Below are 19888 nucleotides of genomic sequence, written 5' to 3' on the forward strand. Positions count from 1 at the left end.
AAGCCCGAAGCACTCACATGCTTCGGGCTTGTTATTATCAGAGCTAACTCAGCACTTACTCATCATCGAGAGGAACAAGCTTGGTGCTTCCGCCATGGATTTTCTCACGCTTTCTCTGCACCAATGCGTAGAAACCTGGGATCAAGAAAGTACCCGCTAGAAGCACGCAGAGCAGACCACCTATCAGCGAGATACCCAACGAGTTCTGACTCACATGACCAGCACCTGCCGCGAAGATCAGTGGGAAGATACCCAAGATGAACGACCAAGACGTCATGTTCACCGCACGGAAACGCAGTTTACCACCTTGAACAGCCGCACTATCGATATCCACATCTTTCTCTTCACGCTCTTGCTTGGCGAATTCCACAATAAGGATTGCGTTCTTCGCCGCGAGCGCTATGAGTAGGACGAGACCTATCTGCGCGTACAAGTTGAGTGGTGTGCCTGTCAGATTCAATGCGAGGAAGGACCCCAATGTTGCCACTGGCACGACCAAAATAATCGCAAGTGGGATCGTCCAACTTTCATATTGCGCTACCATGAACAAATAAATGAAGATCAATGCCAACGCAAACGCATAAATCGCTTGGTTACCCGCTAGCACCTCTTGGTAAGCCATGCCCGTCCATTCGTAAGTGTAACCTTGTGGCAAAACTTCTGCCGCAACGCGTTCCATTGCCGCAATGGCATCACCACTTGAGTAACCCGGAGCTGGCTGACCTTGGATAATGGCACTGCGGTACATGTTGTATCGCCATGCTACATCCGGTTCAAACACTTGCTCATAACTCACTAGCGTACTCAACGGCACCATATCACCACCAGAAGAACGAACGTGGAAACGCTCTAAATCTTCCATGCTGCTGCGGTGTTCACTGTCTGCCTGCATGGTTACGCGGAAGTTCTTACCGAACATGGTAAAGTCATTCACGTAAAGTGAACCAAGGTTACCTTGTAAAGTTTGGAAAATAGACGACAGTGGGATGCCTAACTGTTGCGCTTTTTCACGGTCAATGTCGACGTAGTAATGCGGAACGTTTGCACGGAACGTACTAAAGGTGTAAGCGATTTCTGGCGCTTGGTTTGCCGCCTGAATCATCTCACCCATGACCATTGATAGGTCAGTACGGCTACGACCTAACGTATCTTCAAGTACGAATTCAAAACCTGAAGCCGCGCCCATACCCGGAACAGCAGGCGGCCCCATCGCAAAAACGATAGCTTGAGGAAGCTCCATTGCAGCTCGTCCGTTAATACGGTTAGCAATCGCATTTGCTGAGTGCTCTCCGTCTAGGCCATTTCGCGTATCCCAATCATGAAGTTTGATGAACAATGAAGCGCCGTTTGAAGCCGCTGCACCCGTCATAAACGAGTAACCATTTGCCACAGTTACGCCATCAACACCCGGCTCTTGCTCAACCATCTTCATCAGATCATTCGTCACTTCCTCAGTACGAGAGAGCGAGGCTGAATCCGGAAGCTGCACGTTAACCAGCAAGATGCCCTTATCTTCTTGAGGAACAAACGCCGTTGACGTCGTTTTCGCAAAGAAGGTTACTGCGGCAACTGCAACAAAGAAGAAAGTGATCAGTAGGATCGATTTCTTCACTAGGAAGCTCGCAATTTGACCATAGCGCGCAGTCACTCGCTCAAGACCACGGTTAAACGCTTGGAACCAGTTTGCCGTATTACCGCCACCCTGTTTCAATACCAACGAACATAACGCAGGAGACAGTGTCAGTGCGTTAATCGAGGAAATAACTACTGAGATACAGATGGTCAGTGCGAACTGACGATACATGATGCCTGTGATACCCGGAAGCATGGCAACTGGAAGGAATACCGCCAATAAAACCAAAGTCGATGTGATGATTGGGCCCGTTACCTCTTTCATCGCCAGCAAGGTAGCTTTACGCGGTGAAATGGTTGGGTCTTTGGCCATGGTGGTATCGACGTTCTCGATAACCAAGATCGCATCATCTACGACGATACCGATAGCGAGTATCAAGCCGAACAGGGTTACCGTGTTGATGGTAAAGCCCGTAGCCTGCATGATCGCAAAGGTACCGATAAGCGATACTGGAATGGCCACCACAGGAATCAGGGTTGCACGGGCACTGCCAAGGAACAGATAAGTCACCGCGATTACCAGCAAAATCGCCTCAATCAGCGTTTTTGCCACGCCTTTAATCGACTCAGCAACGAAGACCGTCGTATCGTAACTGGTTTCGTAAGCCATGCCCTCAGGGAAGTTCGTGCTCAGACGCTCAAGCAGATCCATCACCGCTTGACCACTTTCCAATGCGTTCGCATCCGATTGCAGCGACAGCGCAACGATAGAAGCATCTTGACCACGGAACTTACCGTTACCGTCGTAGAACTTCTTACCAAGTTCAACACGAGCAACGTCTTTCAGGTACACCGTTGAGCCATCTGAATTCGCACGAAGAACCACGTCTTCGAACTCACTCACACTTTCCAAACGACCTTTGGTCACTAGGTTAAACTGAACTTCTTGCGGATTATTGTATGGCGCTGCACCAACACGTCCTGCGGCAACTTGAACGTTTTGTTCAGCTAACGCCGCGTATACATCGCTCGTGGTTAGGTTGAGGTTGGCCATCTTCTCTGGGTCCAACCAAACACGCATTGCGTATTCACCGCCACCGATTACGTTAACCTCACTGATACCCTTGACGCGCGCAAGCTGATCTTTCACGTTCAGGTTGATGTAGTTGATAAGGAACTTGTCATCATACTTACCATCTGGCGAGTAGAAGTTCAGAACCATCAACAAATCCGGAGAACGCTTTTTCACCGTGACACCGACCATACGCACTTCTTGAGGCAACTTAGACTCAATCTGTGACACTCGGTTTTGCACGTTCACCTGCGCCATGTCTGGGTCTGTGCCTACATCAAAGGTGACGTTTAGGCTGTACGAACCGTCATTCGCGCTTTTTGAAGACATGTAAATCATGTTTTCTACGCCATTGACGGAAGTCTCTATGGGGTCGGCTATTGCCTGTTCAACCACTTCGGCACTCGCGCCAGTGTAAAACGCCGTCACGCTCACCGATGGCGGACTGATTTTAGGATATTCAGCAACGGGTAAGATCGCTAAGGAGATGGCACCAGCCAACGTCAAAATGATCGAAATAACCAGTGCAAACTTTGGTCTTTGTATAAAGAAACGACTTAACATTTCGACTCCTACTGCTTATCTTCAGCAGGTGCTTGAATACGCACTTCTACGCCGTTACGCACACGTTGCAGACCTTGTGTAATGACCGTATCGTCCTGTTCCAGACCTTCGCTAATGATGATGCCCTGCTCTACTTGTGGACCAAGTTTCACATTACGACGTTCAGCAATGTTGCCTTCCACCGTTACCATAACGAAGTCACCTTCAAGGTCAGTTTGAACCGCACGACGCGGCACAACGATCACGTCTTTCGCATTCTTATCACGTAGGTTCACTTTAATGTGCTGACCAGGAAGTAATTTCTGATCGGGGTTTGGTACCAACGCACGCATTGCGATCGTACCCGTTTGCGTGTTGATTCGGTTACCTAAGAAATCCAACTGACCTAGATGTTCGAAGTACGCGCCGTTTTCAAGCTCGAGCTGGACTTCAACACCACTCGACTGAGCACTCCCGTCTCCTTTTATTCTGTCCATGCCCATCGCCAGACGCTCGCGCTCTGATACACTAAAAGAGGTATGAACAGGATCGAGGCTGACCAGTGTAGTAAGAATACCAGATGAAGGAGAGACAAGGTCACCAGTACTCACTTTACTGTCGCTGATACGGCCGCTGAATGGCGCACGAATCTGGGTGTACGAAAGATTAACTTCAGCCAATTTAAGCTGTGCGTTCGCGGCTTCCAATTCCGCTCTTCCGCCAAGAAGCGTTGCCGTCAATGCATCGAATTCAGATTGTGAGATACTGCCACGAGGAAGCAAGTTCTTACCGCGTTGATGATCAAGCTCTGCTTTTTTCAGCGCCGCTTTTGCTTGAGCTAATGCCGCTTTCGCACTCGCCACTTGCGCTTCAAAAGATGAAGGCTCAATGGAGTACAACAACGCACCTTTCTCGACCATTTGACCTTCATCAAAATGGCGAGCTTCAAGATAGCCAGAGACTTGTGCCGTAATATTTGTATCTTCTACTGCTTCAATGCGACCGATATAAGATTTACTCGGTTGGTAGTCGATAATTGTGACATCCTGAGTCACAACAAGAGGAGCTTGGCCCCCCTTCTGGGCATTGTTTGCTTCTCCGCATCCTGCGAGGATAGCCGTTGCCGCCATTAGTGCGACGAGTGGTTTCTTTTGCATGTATATACCGTCTTTATAGAACAGGATTCAATTGAAAATACCCTAACCTTACAGGGTGCTTTGTCCGAAAACTTCAAGAGAAATAAGGGAAAGTGTTTCAAAGTGTAAGCTGATGAAACCACTCGCAAACATCGTAATAACCACGCTAAAAATGTTGCGATCATGTTCGTGAATTAACATGAAAATCATCTCAACCCCACCCTCATTCATTGACGTTTTTTTTGCACACTGACCTCTTCGTAAGATAAAGAAAGAGGCTCTTCGCATCGTCGGCATATCATTTGACTATTTTTTTAAACAAAATGAGTTATCATGCAGCTAATATAAGCTTGCGACCGAGAGGATGTGCATGATTTCTAAATGGGAAAAACGTTTTTACCAAATGGCCGAGCTAGTCGCGTCTTGGAGTAAAGATCCATCGACACAGGTAGGTGCGGTAATCACTAAACAGAACCGTATTGTCTCTGTTGGCTTTAACGGCTACCCACATGGTGTTTCTGACAGCGTGGATACGGATGAACGTGAACTAAAATATCTAAAAACCCTGCATGCAGAAGAGAACGCGATTCTTTTCTCTAAACGCGATTTAGACGGTTGTGATATTTGGGTCACACACTTCCCTTGCCCAAACTGCGCAGCGAAGATCATCCAAACTGGCATTGCACGCGTAAGTTGCCCTGAACAATCGGAAGACTTTTTGTCTCGATGGGGGGATAAGATTCAGGTTAGTCAAGATATGTTCGACCAAGCAGGCGTCGAAGTAAACTGGCTGCCAGTCAGTGACATTGAAGAAAAAGACGTTCGCTAATTCTGATTAAAAACGTCCAAAATAAGAAAGCCCAGACTGTGTCTGGGCTTTTTGTTTTTAGCACTGCGGTTAAGCATGCTTCTTAGCGGTTAGCTCAGCAATCTTAACGATTACTTGGACTGACTTCTCCATCATCTCTACCGAGATAAACTCATGGATACCGTGGAAGTTATAACCACCAGTAAAGATGTTTGGACAAGGCAAGCCCATAAACGACAAGCGCGCGCCATCTGTGCCACCGCGGATTGGTTTGATCAAAGGCTCAACATCACACGATTCCATCGCTTGTTTCGCTAAGTCGATGATGTGAGGATAAGGCTCTACCATCTCGCGCATGTTGTAATAACTGTCAGTTAACTTCAAATCGACCGAGCCGTGCTTTAGCCCCGCGTTCATGTCATCGACTAGCTTCTGCATAAAGGCTTTACGGCTTTCAAGTCCTTCACGATCGAAATCACGGATGATGTAACCTAGCTCACTGCGGGCGACACCAAGTTCACCAGATTTAAGATGAAAGAAACCTTCGTAGCCTTCTGTCGTTTCTGGCGTTTGATCTTCTGGCATCTGCACTTGGAATTTCGCAGCCAAGTTCATCGCGTTAACCAGTTTACCTTTTGCAGTGCCTGGGTGAACACTCACACCATGGAAAATAACGTCCGCACTGGTTGCATTAAAGTTTTCGTATTCCAATTCACCTTGAGGACCACCGTCGATAGTGTATGCCCATTGCGCGCCAAATTTTTCTACATCGAACAGATCCGCACCGCGACCAATTTCTTCATCGGGAGTAAAACCGATACAAATATCACCGTGTGGGATTTCTGGGTTTTCGATCAACATAGCAACGGCAGATAGAATCTCTGCAATACCCGCTTTGTTGTCAGCGCCAAGCAACGTTGTGCCATCAGTGGTAATTAGGTTATGACCATGAAGCTCGTGCAAATCTGGGTACTGCACAGGAGAAAGTACTTCATCCCCCAAGCCAAGTGCGATGTCACCACCTTGGTAATCTTCAATAAACTGGGGATTTACGTTTTTGCCTGAAGCATCAGGCGCGGTATCCATATGAGCAATAAAACCGATGGCGGGCACATCGTAATCAACATTAGATGGTAATTTTGCCATTAGATAACCGTTATCACTCAAGGTTACGTTGCTCAGTCCTAGTTCCAGCATCTCTTTCTTTAAATGCTGAGCAAAAACTAACTGGCCGCCAGTACTTGGGCATGCGCTCTCGTGGGGATTTGATTGAGTATCGAACGTGACGTAGCGAAGAAATCTTTCAACTAAATGCTTCATAATTATTCTCATTGTTTTGGGTGAAGGCCCGCACAAGGGATACATGGGTGTGCGAGGATCCTATCCAACATGGTTCGACAAGCCATGTTACGCTTATGCCACAATAAGAATTTGCTTTGAATCAGTTTTTCATCAGAAAGTGCTGGTATGCCCTACCAGCACTCACACTAACAGATTGTTTTATCGAGTATTAATTCAGTAGTTCTTCAGCAAGCTCACGCCATTCACGAATTTTTCCATGAAAATGTCGCCATTGTTTATCACTCATCGATTGGGATATATCTAGAGTGAATTGATCCGTCAGTTCAATATTACGATCAATATTCTCCCTCAATTGATCACTATAATAACTTTCCGGATCGAATAAGAGTTGCATGAATACCTGCTGGTAAACCACGGTGTTGGTTTTATTTTCGAAAAGGTACTCTAATTCCTGAATTATTGACGAGCGGTAATCTCGCCATAACGGACTATTTATAATCACTTCTTTAGAAAGTTGTTTCGCGCGCACTTTTTGCTGGTTAGATAATTTACCAAGCCACTCTTCCATCCACTCTTCTGTATTCTCTAAGATAATTTCTCGCAGCTCTTGTTCCGTTTTCCCTGCGTATTTTTCATCTCTTTCTTTGTAACGCTCTTTTACACTATCGACGAACTCCGATTCTTGCTTAGTATCTAACTGCATACTCAGCGAGAAGAGGTCCGGCGCGGCTTTCGAGACAAGACGTTGGTAATGCTCATGCATCTGGTCGCGGTTCTTTTGTAATGCTTCAGGAGTGACATCTTCTTTTTGTAGTGCTTCAAGTTCTTTTAAGTGATCGATATATATAGGTAATTCTTCTTCCTTGTGCCAATCAGCCAGCAATAAAATACGCTCTTCAAGCAATGACTCTTGCTCTCCATCAAGAGAAACGTAATCATCTAAATATTCAATCACGACCCAATCGATATTACTGTATAAAAACTTTTTTGCACATCCGGCTAACAACAGAATAGATGTCAATATAAATCCATATCGAACCGCTTTATTAGATAAACTTTTAAATTTCATCACCGATCCATATTCCCTTTTTTATTGATTAAGTTCTATACTCAACCTAAATCACTTAGTATTGCGGCAAACTTTCGTCAGTATGGCAAAGTCTTTTTGCCACCCTCGTAGTATATAGAGTTTGAAATTAACTTTTTTATCACAACTATCCGCAAAAAAGTGAGTTAGTGCGCAATTATTGACCAAAACTTGAACAAGATGGCGTTCCTTAAATGGCATATAAATTGCATCAATAATAACAGGATAGTTTATGGAGGCGTAGCATGGCTGCTGCTGAGCAACTTGATACGAGTGTAGAGTACGAGATTCGTTACTTTGAACAGGGGAAAATGCACAGTATGAGAGTGGTCGCGGAAGATAAGAAAGCGGCACATCATTACTATTTAGAGTGCGGCAAATACAATAGCGATTTGTACTCTATTCGCCCAGACAAATAAAGAAACCGCCTAAATTTGGGCGGTTTTTGTGTCTAAAGTGCTCTAAGTAAGTTACTTAATTTCACCAAAGCGCTCTAGGTAAAGCACAGTTGCTGCAGTACGTGAAGGTACTTTTAGCTTTTTAAGGAGGCTCTTCATGTGCACTTTAACGGTTGATTCAGAGATAAACAGTCGGTCAGCAATCTGTTTATTACGGAAGCCACGTGCTACCTCTTGTAGGATCTGCGTTTCACGATCGGTCAGTGAGTCAAACACATCCTCTTGTCCTGAGCGTTCGTTCAAGTATTTCGCGACTGCTTGGCTGTAGGCTTTGTCACCCTCATGCGCTTGTTTTAGCAGCTCAACCAATTCATCTGGCTCGGTATCTTTCAGTAAGTACCCGTCTGCTCCACTGCGCACAATTGCTTCAATATCCGCAGGACTATCAGAAACCGTCAGGATCACAATTCGAGCTTCGCAACCATCGGCACGAAGTGCTTTCAGCGTGTCCAATCCGGACATGCCCTTCATGTTCAGATCCAGAAGCACCAAATCCAGCTCAAGTTCGTGAGCTTTTGCGACCGCATCGGCACCACTACTGGCTTCTGCGATAACTTCAAAGTCTGGCTCGAAACTTAGCAACTGATGAATACCACGTCTCATGAGTGGGTGATCATCCACCAGCATTACTTTACACACTGTCAATGTTTACTTCCTTACTATGTTGGAATTCTAGTCTTACGATACAGCCATCGTTCTTTGCCGCCTCAACACTGAGGTCCGCGTGCAATCTTGCAGCACGTTCCTGCATGATGCTCATACCGTAATGATTTAATTTTTCATCTTGTTGCTCAAAGCCTATACCATCATCAGCTACAGTCACTGTGACTTTCCCTTCAGAGTCAAGACATTGGATCTTAATATTCTTAGCTTGAGCGTGTTTTATCGCATTTATTGTCGCTTCTCTGATCAACTGTAGTAGATGCACCTGTTGATGCGCGTCTAATTCCGTTGATGAGAGCTTATTATTCAAAGAGATTTCCGCGGCTGTCTGTTCATCTAACGTCGCGACCATTTCTTGCAGTGCCTGACCAAAACTACCTTCTTTAATCGTTAAACGGAACGTAGTCAAAAGCTCACGAAGCTGTGTGTAGGCAGCCGATAACCCCGTATCCAACTCAGCAATTACTTGATTGGTTTGGGCTATCGCTTTTTCATCTGGAATATTCTTCACACTGCGCTTCAATAGCGACACTTGTATCTTCAAATAAGAGAGTGCCTGTGCAAGCGAATCATGCAATTCTCGCGCAATGGTTGCACGCTCTTCCATCAACAATAGCTGCTCGGCTTGTCGTTGCGCTCGGTTGTAATATACTGCACGAGATAAGATTTGCACAAAGTTGTCGATCAATGTTTCATTAGGGCAAGGTAAACCAGCTTTCCAATGTAAGTAACCAAGGTGCGCGCCATCTAACGTAAGCGTCTCACTGTGGCAATCGGTGTCACAACCGTGTCGACACTCTTCCCCTTCGGTCAGTATCCAATTTGGCTCACCAATTTGGTCAATTTCGAGCTTAACCGCACGAATTCCTTCCAAACTTGCAATATGTTGTAAAATCGCCTGAAAATTTTCTTGATGAATACGCGAAGCCGTCAGCTCTTTTGACGAATCGTACAGTACTTGAAGCGACTGGTTTGCATGTTGTAACTTACGAGTTTTTTCGTCAACCGCTTGCTCTAATCCTCGATATAACTTACCCAAATCCATCGCCATCCGATTGAATGTTCGGGTTAAAATCCCCATCTCATTGTCGCTTGATACGTTAAGTGACACATCAAATGAGCGGTTTTTAATCTGCTCACTCGCGGCCACCAAAGCCCGCAATGGTCTCACTACTTCTAAGCGAATAAAGTGAACAACAAACATACTCGCACACAAAATACCGCCCAAACCTAGCCCACCAATCCACGCTAAGTTAATCAGTTTTTGTTCAGAGTAGTTCTGTAGCTTGAACACGAACGCATCAATTTGTTGAACAAAACCAGCCACTAACACCAGATATTGAGTTCGATCTTGGCTTTTTAGTACCGATTTTAGCTCGTGCCAGCGAAGAATGAGTCGATAGTAGTCTTTTGTTATGTCTTCTGGTACTGACCAATGTTGAAGCGCGCGCATCGAATGGGAGTAGATTGACGCTTCAAATAAGTCAATATGTGAAGAATAGTCAACGGATTCACTTTGGATATCATGCGCTAAGCGATAGCTCTGCATTCGCATAGAGCCCGCAACGTTTACTGCTTCTGCGTCATTTAAGCTTGATGCTAAAGTGAAAATTGCAAAACCAGTCGTCGCCACGGAAAGAAGCAAAATCAACATCATGGCTAACGCGATCGTACGCGTGACCGACTTTTTCACATTTTTAAACAACTTTGAACTCCGCTCATTTGATAACCATGTTTGCTTTTCTACAACACACATTATCTTTCAACTTTATCAATATGTGATCACCTGCGTCGGAATTTATTGATCCAAAACAATATTGCATCCCAATTACCTCCTAAGAGGTATTTATACATATATGTCAAAAACTACAATTTCGTGTACTTAAATGACAGTTTATTAATGAAATTGTGGACTATGCTTAGTTTGGGTTTCAAATTTTGAGGTGACTAAGTGGTAGACCTTTCTCGAAGAAGACTTTTTGCAAGAAAAACGCAGTTGGATAATTCCGTACGTCTTCCTTGGTTAGCAAAGCCGACTCAGTTCACGGATGACTGCACTCGCTGTGGTAAATGCGTTGAAGCCTGTGAGACCAAAATTATAACCAAAAGCGACGGTGGATATCCTGCGGTCGATTTTTCTATTGATGAATGCACCTTTTGTTATCAATGCGCCAATGTTTGTCCTGAACCTCTGTTCTTAGCAGAAACAGAACAACCATGGCAGGCAAAAGCGAGCATCAGCGATAGTTGTTTAGCTAAGCAAAATGTCGAGTGCCGAAGCTGTGGGGACATGTGTGACCCAATGGCAATCCGGTTCAAATTGGAACTGGGCAAGGTGGCACAACCAAATTTAGACCTTGATGAGTGTAACGGCTGCGGCGCATGTGTTTCAGTGTGCCCTACTTCATCCATCAATGTGAGCAATATAACAGCCTAAACCGTCAGTGGTCGGTGAAAGGCAATAAAACGAGAGAGACGTATGTCACTAAACGAAGTGCATATTTCAAGTCTGGTAGTGCATGTTCTGCCTGAACATTTAGCAGAGACGAAAACCCAGATCGAAACATATGAAAATGCGGAAATCTACGGCGACAGTCCTGAAGGCAAAATCATCGTTGTGCTTGAAACAGAGAACCAAGGTTTCATCACAGACACTATCGATGCGATTAATAATTTACCGAATGTCTTGAGCACGGTTTTGGTTTACCACCAAATCGAAACTGGGCTAGAAGAAACGGATGAAAAAGACACTGGAACACAACATTCCCAAATTGAGGGTGAAGTATGAAAATGACAAGACGTGCGTTTGTGAAAGCAAACGCGGCTGCATCAGCTGCTGCTGTCGCAGGTATTACACTACCAGCTTCTGCAACTAACCTGATTGCAAGCTCTGATCAAACCAAAATCACATGGGACAAAGCGCCTTGTCGTTTCTGTGGTACAGGCTGTTCTGTTCTTGTTGGTACTCAAAACGGTAAAGTAGTAGCAACACAGGGTGACCCTGAAGCGCCGGTAAACAAAGGCCTGAACTGTATCAAAGGTTACTTCCTTTCAAAAATCATGTACGGCCAAGACCGTCTGACTACGCCAATGCTGCGTATGAAAGATGGCAAATACGATAAGAACGGTGATTTTGCACCGGTCTCTTGGGATGCTGCTTTCGACATCATGGCGGAAAAATGGAAAGCCTCTCTAGAGAAAAAGGGCCCAACCAGTGTGGGTATGTTCGGCTCTGGCCAATGGACAGTAATGGAAGGTTACGCTGCTGCAAAAATGATGAAAGCAGGTTTCCGCTCTAACAATATCGACCCTAACGCGCGTCACTGTATGGCTTCTGCGGTAGTGGGCTTCATGCGCGCATTTGGTATCGATGAGCCAATGGGTTGTTACGATGACTTCGAGAACGCAGACGCTTTCGTTCTTTGGGGTTCGAACATGGCAGAAATGCACCCTGTACTTTGGACTCGTATTACTGACCGTCGCCTAAGTCACCCTCACGTTAAAGTGAACGTGCTTTCTACTTATTACCACCGTTCATTTGAGTTGGCAGATCACGGCTACATTTTCACTCCTCAGTCTGACCTAGCGATTGCTAACTTTATCGCAAACTACATCATCGAAAATGATGCAGTGAACTGGGACTTCGTAAACAAGCACACAAACTTCACTCAAGCAGATACTGACATCGGTTACGGCCTGCGTGACGACGACCCGCTACAAAAAGCAGCGAAGAATCCGAACTCTGGCAAGCTAACTTCTATCTCATTCGAAGAATACAAAAAGTCGGTAGCACCATATACGGTGGAAAAAGCGTCGGAGATCTCTGGCGTTGAAAAAGAAAAACTGATTGAGCTTGCGAAGCAATACGCGGATCCAAACACGAAAGTGATGTCTCTATGGACGATGGGTATGAACCAACATACTCGTGGCGTATGGATGAACAACTTGGTTTACAACATCCACCTACTAACCGGTAAGATTGCGACTCCGGGTAACAGCCCATTCTCACTAACTGGTCAACCATCAGCGTGTGGTACGGCTCGTGAAGTTGGTACATTTGCTCACCGCTTACCAGCAGATATGGTCGTTGCTAACCCTAAACACCGTAAGATTGCAGAAGATATCTGGAAGCTACCAGAAGGCACTATCCCACCGAAACCGGGTTTCCACGCAGTACTGCAAGACCGTATGTTGCATGACGGCGTTCTAAACTGTTACTGGGTTCAATGTAACAACAACATGCAAGCTGGTCCGAACATCAACGCTGAGCGCCTTCCTGGTTACCGTAACCCTGAAAACTTCATCGTCGTATCTGACCCATACCCAACCGCAACAGCGCAAGCGGCTGACCTTATCCTTCCTACAGCGATGTGGATTGAGAAAGAAGGCGCTTACGGTAATGCTGAGCGTCGTACTCAAGCATGGTACCAACAAGTTGGCACGATTGGTGATGCGAAGTCTGACCTATGGCAGGTAATGGAATTCTCGAAACGCTTCAAGATGGAAGAAGTATGGCCAGAAGAATTACTTGCTAAAGCACCTGAGTACCGTGGCAAAACCATGTACGACATGCTGTTCAAGAATGGTCAAGTGGACAAGTTCCCTATCGAAGAAGCGCGTGAGCTTAACGATGATGCACACCACTTCGGTTACTACATCCAAAAAGGCTTGTTCGAAGAGTACGCAACGTTCGGCCGTGGCCATGGTCACGACCTAGCACCGTATGATGTTTACCACACGGTTCGCGGTCTACGTTGGCCTGTCGTTGATGGCAAAGAAACACAATGGCGCTTTAAAGAAGGCTCAGATCCATATGCGAAAGCAGGTTCTGGCTGGGACTTCTACGGTAACGCCGATGGTAAAGCGAAGATCATCTCTGCACCATACGAAGCGCCACCAGAAGTACCAAACGAAGAGTTCGATATGTGGCTATGTACTGGCCGTGTTCTTGAGCATTGGCACACAGGCACAATGACGCGTCGTGTCCCTGAGCTATACAAAGCGGTTCCAGATGCGGTGTGCTACATGCACCCAGAGGACGCAAAAGCTCGTAACGTTCGCCGCGGTGAAGAAGTACTGATGGCAAACAAACGTGGCGAAGTTCGCGTTCGTGTTGAAACTCGCGGTCGTAACCGTCCGCCAAAAGGCTTGGTATTCGTACCGTTCTTTGATGCTCGTATTTTGATCAACAAGCTGATCCTTGATGCGACTGACCCACTGTCTAAGCAGACAGACTTTAAGAAGTGTCCAGTCAAAATCACTAAGATTGCTTAACCGTCAAATAACGAATGCACAGGCCGCCAGCGCGGCGGCCTAGAAAAGAATTTTAGCCTTAAAGGCGGAGATGAAATGATGAAAAAATTACTTGTCGCACTTTTATCTGTAGGTGCTTTGTTGACAGGCGTAGCGCAAGCTGAACTGGATAACCCAGGCGGCACAGGCGGTCTAGACTCGCTACGCGGCACTGCGCAACTTGAAGACACACGTCCTGCGGATGACTTTAAAGACTTCCCAAAAGATCAAATCGTTGAAGACAGCTTTGTTTATCAGCCACCGCTGATCCCACATAGCATTCGCAACTATGAAGTGTCTTTGAACGCAAACAAATGTCTAGCGTGTCATAGCTGGAAAAACGCTAAAGACGCAGGCGCTACCAAAATCAGTGTAACGCACTACGTCAACCGTGAAGACGCGGTACTGGCAGATATGTCTCCACGTCGTTACTTCTGTTTGCAATGTCACGTTCCACAAACCAGTGCTACCCCACTAGTGGAAAACGAGTTTAAGGCAGTCGATTCGCTTCAGTAATTGAAACGCGAGTACTAAGAGGTTACTTATGAAAATACTTAAAGCGTTTTGGAAGAGGCTATCACGCCCAAGTAAGGCTGCCGCTGGTGTCGTTTTATTTCTTGGCTTTGCCGGTGGTCTTCTCTTTTGGGGGGCATTCAACACAGGTATGGAAGCAACCAACACAGAGGAATTCTGTTCTGGCTGTCACGCACCAATCGTTGCTGAAATCCAAGAGACAATCCACTACTCTAACCGTTCTGGCGTTCGTGCTATCTGTTCAGACTGTCACGTACCACATGAATGGACAGATAAAATCGTCCGTAAAGTTCAAGCGTCAAAAGAGTTGTTTGCTCACTACGTGACGAAGACCATCGATACGCCAGAGAAATTCCAAGCACGTCGCGAACATCTAGCAGAGCGTGAATGGGCGCGCATGAAGAAGAATGACTCTCTTGAGTGTCGAAACTGTCACGAGTTCGACTTTATGGACTACTCACAACAGGGTAAACGTGCAGCTGAACAACACTCAACTGCGCTTGCCTCAGGTGAAAAAACGTGTGTAGATTGCCACAAAGGTATCGCACACAAACTGCCTGACATGCACGGTGTTGAAGGCTGGCAATAAGGAGAAACACAGACAATGAGCAATCTAGAATCCTTTATCTGGCATTTCCTTGGATATAGCGCAATGCCCGTGATTATTCTTTCCGGCTTTGTGGGGGTAGCAGCAGTCTCTCTATGGCTACTTTCACTAGGTAAGGATAAAGAGGTGTAATTTACCTCTAGTCAGTCAACATTTTTGCCTATTTTGTTGACGGAAAACGCCAAGCATTTACTTGGCGTTTTTTCTTTGTGGTTCTGACAATTCAATAGCACTGACAAAGCTCGAAGAAGTTTTTTTCTACCCACAACCGACTCAAACTCTCATTACCACTACTCACGCTTTATAGCTTCACTAAGCCTCCTAAGCTCCCTTAAGGTACGCCAGAAACAAAAAAGGCGACCCTATAGGCCGCCAAATAATACTGCTGTGAGGAGCAGTTTAGGACTCTTTAATAGGCAGAACTTGTCGAACGTATTGACCTGGAGCTTCATCAATAGCCGGATTTTGCTCAGAACCAACTGGGAACGGTTCGACCTGCTCTTCTGGGTTGAACTGCATTAACCATTGATGCCAGTGTGTCCACCAAGAACCCTCCTGATGGTTGGCATTGTGAAACCATTCATCAGCAGAATCATCAAGGTTGTCGTTTGACCAGTAGCCATACTTGTTTTTCGCAGGGTGATTAACGATCCCCGCAATATGACCCGATTCACCAAGAACGAATGTCTTGTTACCGCCAGTATTGAGAGCACCTCGGTAAGTTCCTTGCCAAAGTGCTATGTGGTCTTCTTTAGTGGACACAAAATAGCTCGGAATTTTGATCTTATTAAGGTCAATCCAAACACCACCAATCTTCACACCTTTATCTTCTATCAACTTGTTCTCTAAGTAGAGTTCTCGTAATAAGAAGTTATGGCAAGCTGCGCTGACGTTGGTACTGTCGCTATTCCAGTACAATAAATCGAAGTCTACTGGGCTGTTACCTTTTAGGTAATTGTCCACGTAGTAGTTCCAGTACAGGCTATTCTCGCGTAATAGACTGAAGGTGACGCTGAGTGAGCGGCCGTCCATATAACCTTTCGCATTATTTTGGGATTCTATTGCACTGATGATGGTGTCGTTAATGTATGCGCCAACTTCTCCCGGTTGTGAGAAGTCCAATAGCGTCGTAAAGAAGCTTGCAGATTTAATGCGTTTCTTCATACGTTTCGCAGCATAGTACGCCACGGTACTGGCCAAGACCGTACCACCAATACAGTAACCTGCCGCATTTATCTGCTCTTGGCCCGTTACGTCTTCGATAGCCGTAACTGCTTTGGCTACGCCTTCCGTAACATAATCACCAAATTCCACCTGAGCTTGTTCTTTACCTGGGTTACGCCAAGACATCATAAACACGCTGTGACCTTGCTCTAACAACCAGCGAACCATGGAGTTCTTCGCGGTAAGATCAAGGATGTAATATTTGTTGATGAAAGGAGGAACGATCAACAATGGCGTTGCATTGACTTTTTCTGTCAATGGACGGTATTGAATGAGTTCAAACAACTCATTTTGAAACACAACATCGCCTGCGGTTGTCGCAACATCATCACCAACACGGAAAGCATTGTTGTTTGTCATTCGTACTTTCAGAATGTCTGCGCTTGACTCTACGTCCTCTTTCAGCTTTTCCAAACCTGTTAGAAGGTTTTCACCATTTTGCTCTAACGTCAGCTTAAGCAGCTCTGGGTTAGTCGCGATAAAGTTTGAAGGAGAGAGTGCATTGATGGCTTGGCGAGAGAAGAAGGTAATGCGTTCTTTCGTCTTCTCATCCAACCCTTCGATAGAATCCAGCGTGTCGAGATAAGTCTTACTAAACAATAGGTAGGATTGTTTGATGAAGCTGTACATTGCTTCGTTTTGCCAAGCTTCGTTAGAGAAACGCTTGTCGCCCTTCTCTGCTTCGATGATTTGTGCCTGATTGCCAGCTAACGCCACGTTCTGCCATATTTGCAGTTGTTGCTCCCACCACTCAGCTTGGAGCTTTAAAATCGCACCGGGTTGATTGGCAGCTTGTTCAAACAGTTTAGCCGTATCTTCGAAGTTCACTTCTTGCATGGCCTTATTCAAAGGAGAATTCACGACTGCCTTGTTGACTTCGAAATCATGCCACCACTGATGATTGGTTTCTTGAAGCTTAACAAGATAGTCCGAAAAGAAGTGTTGAAACATAGTCTTACTCCTATATTCGGAAAGAATAACGCCGCCCAATAATTCGGGCGGCGTAAAGTGGACCTACTACGCAGGAGTAACAGTCTTTAGATTTTCCGAAGTCATTTGTTCAACGTCTTCTTTGAATTCTTTTGCAATAGATTGCAGCTTGTTGCTGTCATCCATCATTTGCTGAGAAAGCTTAGTAAGAACCGTAAGCTGCTGGCTGTTGAATGCCGTTAGAGAAGTCACGTCTTTGATTTCTGACGCTGCTTTCATTTGGTTTAGGCCAACTTCGCTGTAAGTGCGGATTGCGTTAAGTTGAAGCTCTGTAAGCACTTCTACGTTCTTTGTCACTAGCTTGTTGAACTTCAAGTATGGTTCAAGGTTCTTTTCAGTTTGATCGCTAAAAGTTTTGAAGAAATCAGTGTACATGGTTTATCTCCTAGAGAAAGAATTAAAATATCCGTTTAAATAACTACCTAACTGCTTTTACAACCACAGCCGTGCCCATACCGCCGCCTACACAAAGTGAAGCAACACCGTACTGACCGTCTTGTTTGTGAAGTTCGTGTACTAGCGTAACCAGAATACGGTTACCTGATGCACCTAGAGGGTGGCCCAATGCGATTGCACCACCATTAAAGTTGGCTTTATTTTGAATTGAGCTCACTGGTACTTGGTTGGTTTCTGCCAATTTATGAATCACACCCAAAGCTTGTGCAGCAAAGGCTTCATTCAACTCATAAACGTCAATATCGCTGGTTTTCAGGTCGGCTTTGTTCAACGCTTTGTTTACCGATTCAACCGGACCAAGACCCATAATTTTTGGATCCAGACCAGACTGCGCATAACTCACGATTTCAGCGATTGGCGTTAAGCCGAGTTCCTGAACTGCACTCTCAGAAGCAAGGATAATGGCACTAGCACCGTCATTAATGCCGGAAGCGTTGCCTGCTGTTACCGTACCTTCACGGTCAAAAGCTGGGCGCAGTTTACTCAAGCCTTCCAGTGTTGCATTTGCTTTAGGGTATTCATCCGTATCAAACACGACGGTTTCGCGACGTTGTTTAACTTCTACCGGCACAATTTCATCTTTGAACTTGCCCGCTTCAATCGCAGCGACGGCCTTTTGTTGGCTAGCTAGGGCATATTCGTCTTGCTGTTGGCGCGTCAAACCAACCTCTTTCGCAACATTTTCGGCGGTGACACCCATGTGGTATTGGTTGTAAACGTCCGTTAGACCATCCGCAATAAGCAAATCTTGGAGTTCCATATGGCCCATTTTGTGGCCGTCACGTACATTGCTAGGCACAATAAAAGGGATTTGTGACATCACCTCCACACCTGCAGCGACAACCACTTGTGCGTCGCCGCTACGAATATGAGAAACGCCATCCATAACGGTTTTCATGCCACTACCACAAACCATGTTCACACCATAAGCCGGCACGGACTCAGGAATGCCAGCAAACAATGCCGCTTGACGTCCAACGCCCATGCCTTGTCCGGCTGCAATAACGTTACCTACAATCACTTCATCAATCTTATCGCTAGGAAGTGCAACCTCTTCAAGCGCACCTTTAATCGCCACTGCCGCTAGATTACCTGCTGAGATATTTTTTAAGCTTCCGCTAAAAGCACCAATCGGAGTACGTTTCGCCGCTACAATAAATACTTTTTCCATCATCTTCTCCTAGCTCATGTATAGGCCGCCGTTCACCGACAGTGTTTCTCCGGTGATATACGCGCCTGCATCACTCACTAAGAAGCTTACTGATGCTGCAATTTCTTCTGGCGTCGCTAAACGCTTCATTGGGATCTGATTGGTAATGGACTCCAACACTTCCGGTTTCATTTGCTCAACCATTGGCGTCCCTGTGTAACCCGGAGCAATAACGTTAACCGTTACACCTGAGCGAGCACCTTCATACGCCAAGGCTTTAGAGAAACCAATCATGCCAGCTTTAGCCGCTGAGTAGTTTGCTTGACCAAACTGGCCTTTCAGACCATTAACAGAAGAGATGTTAATAATACGACCACCACCTTTTTCGCACATGGTTGCAAAAAGTGGCTGTGTCACGTTGAACAAGCTGTTTAGGTTGGTATTAATGACATCGTTCCAAGCTTGTGCAGTCATCTTTTTAAACACACCATCGCGCGTGATACCTGCATTGTTGATTACGACATCAACGGTCCCTTCTTCCTCTAGCAATAGTGCCAATTTTTCAGCACATTGAGTCGTGTTAGTCACATCTAATTCAAAAAGGCGAACCTGATCTTTAGTAAACCCTTTTTCATTAAACCATTCCAACGCACACTCATAATTACCCGTAAAATATGTTGCGACAACACGGTAACCATCATTGACTAATTGAGAGGAAATAGCAGAACCAATTCCGCCTTTTGATCCAGTGATCAAAGCGACTTTCTTCATTGAAGACTCCATTCTTAACGGCATTTTAAAAGCGAATTAAGACACTGGCGAAATACTTCACCAACTGACGTGTAAAATTATTCTTGTGGCAACAAATCCTCTGCTGCCTTTTATTTTAAGTTAACCTAGAAATATTACATTTCAAATAAAAAGCTAGTTCGTTTACATAAGATTGATTTAGATCTCACTAGCCATGAAATGTTATAGAAACGTTAATTCACCA

General features: G+C 45.5%; 18 protein-coding genes. 8 read left to right on the forward strand and 10 right to left on the reverse strand.

What is annotated here, in order from left to right; genetic code table 11:
• Positions 1–55 precede the first annotated feature (55 nt).
• Together vmeZ and vmeY are read right to left on the reverse strand one after the other, a co-directional pair.
• Complete coding sequence (gene vmeZ, locus C1S74_RS23860) at positions 56–3208, reverse strand: multidrug efflux RND transporter permease subunit VmeZ (protein ID WP_045398364.1); 3153 nt, start codon at positions 3206–3208, stop codon at positions 56–58.
• Positions 3209–3216: 8 nt separating this feature from the next.
• Positions 3217–4344 carry a multidrug efflux RND transporter periplasmic adaptor subunit VmeY gene (gene vmeY / locus C1S74_RS23865; RefSeq protein WP_045398367.1) on the reverse strand — a complete coding sequence of 376 codons (1128 nt, stop codon included), beginning with the start codon at positions 4342–4344 and terminating at the stop codon, positions 3217–3219.
• 349 nt (positions 4345–4693) lie between these two features.
• Here vmeY and C1S74_RS23870 point away from each other — a divergent pair, with 349 nt between their 5' ends.
• Positions 4694–5152, forward strand: coding sequence for a dCMP deaminase family protein (locus tag C1S74_RS23870; RefSeq protein ID WP_045398369.1), 459 nt, complete (start codon positions 4694–4696; stop codon positions 5150–5152).
• A gap of 69 nt (positions 5153–5221) precedes the next feature.
• Here C1S74_RS23870 and pepT read toward each other — a convergent pair whose 3' ends face one another.
• Together pepT and C1S74_RS23880 are read right to left on the reverse strand one after the other, a co-directional pair.
• Positions 5222–6451: a peptidase T gene (gene pepT / locus C1S74_RS23875; protein WP_045398372.1), complete on the reverse strand. Its 1230-nt coding sequence runs from the start codon at positions 6449–6451 to the stop codon at positions 5222–5224.
• A gap of 190 nt (positions 6452–6641) precedes the next feature.
• The gene (locus C1S74_RS23880) at positions 6642–7502 is read right to left on the reverse strand and encodes a DUF6279 family lipoprotein (RefSeq protein ID WP_045398375.1); all 861 of its coding nucleotides are present in this window, start codon (positions 7500–7502) and stop codon (positions 6642–6644) included.
• 263 nt (positions 7503–7765) lie between these two features.
• On the opposite strand from C1S74_RS23880, the gene C1S74_RS23885 reads away from it, so the two are divergent.
• Complete coding sequence (locus C1S74_RS23885) at positions 7766–7939, forward strand: hypothetical protein (protein WP_045398378.1); 174 nt, start codon at positions 7766–7768, stop codon at positions 7937–7939.
• Between the two features lie 51 nt (positions 7940–7990).
• Here the strand turns inward: C1S74_RS23885 and C1S74_RS23890 are convergent, their stop codons facing one another.
• Together C1S74_RS23890 and narQ are read right to left on the reverse strand one after the other, a co-directional pair.
• Positions 7991–8623, reverse strand: a complete 633-nt coding sequence (locus C1S74_RS23890; protein WP_231565438.1) for a response regulator — start codon at positions 8621–8623, stop codon at positions 7991–7993.
• The gene (narQ, locus tag C1S74_RS23895; RefSeq protein ID WP_045398915.1) at positions 8610–10346 is read right to left on the reverse strand and encodes a nitrate/nitrite two-component system sensor histidine kinase NarQ; all 1737 of its coding nucleotides are present in this window, start codon (positions 10344–10346) and stop codon (positions 8610–8612) included. The genes C1S74_RS23890 and narQ overlap by 14 nt, the downstream gene beginning before the upstream one ends.
• A 246-nt stretch (positions 10347–10592) precedes the next feature.
• Between narQ and napF the strand changes: the two genes are divergently transcribed.
• The 6 genes from napF (at position 10593) to C1S74_RS23925 (ending at position 15206) form a co-directional block, all read left to right on the forward strand.
• Positions 10593–11078, forward strand: coding sequence for a ferredoxin-type protein NapF (gene napF, locus C1S74_RS23900; protein WP_082037669.1), 486 nt, complete (start codon positions 10593–10595; stop codon positions 11076–11078).
• A gap of 42 nt (positions 11079–11120) precedes the next feature.
• Positions 11121–11429 carry a chaperone NapD gene (locus tag C1S74_RS23905; RefSeq protein WP_038877602.1) on the forward strand — a complete coding sequence of 103 codons (309 nt, stop codon included), beginning with the start codon at positions 11121–11123 and terminating at the stop codon, positions 11427–11429.
• Positions 11426–13915: a periplasmic nitrate reductase subunit alpha gene (napA, locus tag C1S74_RS23910; RefSeq protein ID WP_045398382.1), complete on the forward strand. Its 2490-nt coding sequence runs from the start codon at positions 11426–11428 to the stop codon at positions 13913–13915. Before C1S74_RS23905 ends, napA begins: the two co-directional genes overlap by 4 nt.
• Positions 13916–13993: 78 nt before the next feature.
• Positions 13994–14449, forward strand: coding sequence for a nitrate reductase cytochrome c-type subunit (locus C1S74_RS23915; protein ID WP_038867487.1), 456 nt, complete (start codon positions 13994–13996; stop codon positions 14447–14449).
• A gap of 28 nt (positions 14450–14477) precedes the next feature.
• Positions 14478–15056, forward strand: coding sequence for a NapC/NirT family cytochrome c (locus C1S74_RS23920; RefSeq protein WP_038867399.1), 579 nt, complete (start codon positions 14478–14480; stop codon positions 15054–15056).
• Between the two features lie 15 nt (positions 15057–15071).
• Entirely contained in the window at positions 15072–15206 is a 135-nt protein-coding gene (locus C1S74_RS23925; RefSeq protein ID WP_009704753.1) for a TIGR02808 family protein, read from the forward strand.
• Positions 15207–15473: 267 nt separating this feature from the next.
• On the opposite strand, the gene phaC is transcribed toward C1S74_RS23925, so the two are convergent.
• The 4 genes from phaC to C1S74_RS23945 all read right to left on the reverse strand — a co-directional run bounded on the left by phaC (position 15474) and on the right by C1S74_RS23945 (position 19665).
• A complete protein-coding gene (phaC, locus tag C1S74_RS23930) occupies positions 15474–17249 on the reverse strand; it encodes a class I poly(R)-hydroxyalkanoic acid synthase (protein WP_045398388.1) in 1776 nt (591 codons plus the stop codon).
• 66 nt (positions 17250–17315) lie between these two features.
• Positions 17316–17663, reverse strand: a complete 348-nt coding sequence (locus C1S74_RS23935) for a phasin family protein (RefSeq protein WP_045398390.1) — start codon at positions 17661–17663, stop codon at positions 17316–17318.
• Between the two features lie 43 nt (positions 17664–17706).
• On the reverse strand, positions 17707–18915 hold the full coding sequence (locus tag C1S74_RS23940) for an acetyl-CoA C-acetyltransferase (protein ID WP_045398392.1): 1209 nt from the start codon (positions 18913–18915) through the stop codon (positions 17707–17709).
• A 9-nt stretch (positions 18916–18924) separates the two neighbouring features.
• Positions 18925–19665, reverse strand: a complete 741-nt coding sequence (locus C1S74_RS23945; RefSeq protein WP_045398395.1) for an SDR family oxidoreductase — start codon at positions 19663–19665, stop codon at positions 18925–18927.
• Between the last annotated feature and the right edge of the window lie 223 nt (positions 19666–19888).

Origin of the sequence: Vibrio hyugaensis (assembly GCF_002906655.1) — a bacterium.
GTDB lineage: Bacteria > Pseudomonadota > Gammaproteobacteria > Enterobacterales > Vibrionaceae > Vibrio > Vibrio hyugaensis.

Coding starts and splice junctions, on each gene's coding strand:
- C1S74_RS23940 (WP_045398392.1), bottom strand. CDS start 18,915: ATGGAAAAAGTATTTATTGTAGCGGCGAAACGTACTCCGATTGGTGCT.
- C1S74_RS23945 (WP_045398395.1), bottom strand. CDS start 19,665: ATGAAGAAAGTCGCTTTGATCACTGGATCAAAAGGCGGAATTGGTTCT.
- napA (WP_045398382.1), top strand. CDS start 11,426: ATGAAAATGACAAGACGTGCGTTTGTGAAAGCAAACGCGGCTGCATCA.
- pepT (WP_045398372.1), bottom strand. CDS start 6,451: ATGAAGCATTTAGTTGAAAGATTTCTTCGCTACGTCACGTTCGATACT.
- C1S74_RS23885 (WP_045398378.1), top strand. CDS start 7,766: ATGGCTGCTGCTGAGCAACTTGATACGAGTGTAGAGTACGAGATTCGT.
- C1S74_RS23925 (WP_009704753.1), top strand. CDS start 15,072: ATGAGCAATCTAGAATCCTTTATCTGGCATTTCCTTGGATATAGCGCA.
- C1S74_RS23935 (WP_045398390.1), bottom strand. CDS start 17,663: ATGTACACTGATTTCTTCAAAACTTTTAGCGATCAAACTGAAAAGAAC.
- vmeZ (WP_045398364.1), bottom strand. CDS start 3,208: ATGTTAAGTCGTTTCTTTATACAAAGACCAAAGTTTGCACTGGTTATT.
- phaC (WP_045398388.1), bottom strand. CDS start 17,249: ATGTTTCAACACTTCTTTTCGGACTATCTTGTTAAGCTTCAAGAAACC.
- C1S74_RS23870 (WP_045398369.1), top strand. CDS start 4,694: ATGATTTCTAAATGGGAAAAACGTTTTTACCAAATGGCCGAGCTAGTC.
- C1S74_RS23920 (WP_038867399.1), top strand. CDS start 14,478: ATGAAAATACTTAAAGCGTTTTGGAAGAGGCTATCACGCCCAAGTAAG.
- vmeY (WP_045398367.1), bottom strand. CDS start 4,344: ATGCAAAAGAAACCACTCGTCGCACTAATGGCGGCAACGGCTATCCTC.
- C1S74_RS23915 (WP_038867487.1), top strand. CDS start 13,994: ATGAAAAAATTACTTGTCGCACTTTTATCTGTAGGTGCTTTGTTGACA.
- C1S74_RS23880 (WP_045398375.1), bottom strand. CDS start 7,502: ATGAAATTTAAAAGTTTATCTAATAAAGCGGTTCGATATGGATTTATA.
- C1S74_RS23905 (WP_038877602.1), top strand. CDS start 11,121: ATGTCACTAAACGAAGTGCATATTTCAAGTCTGGTAGTGCATGTTCTG.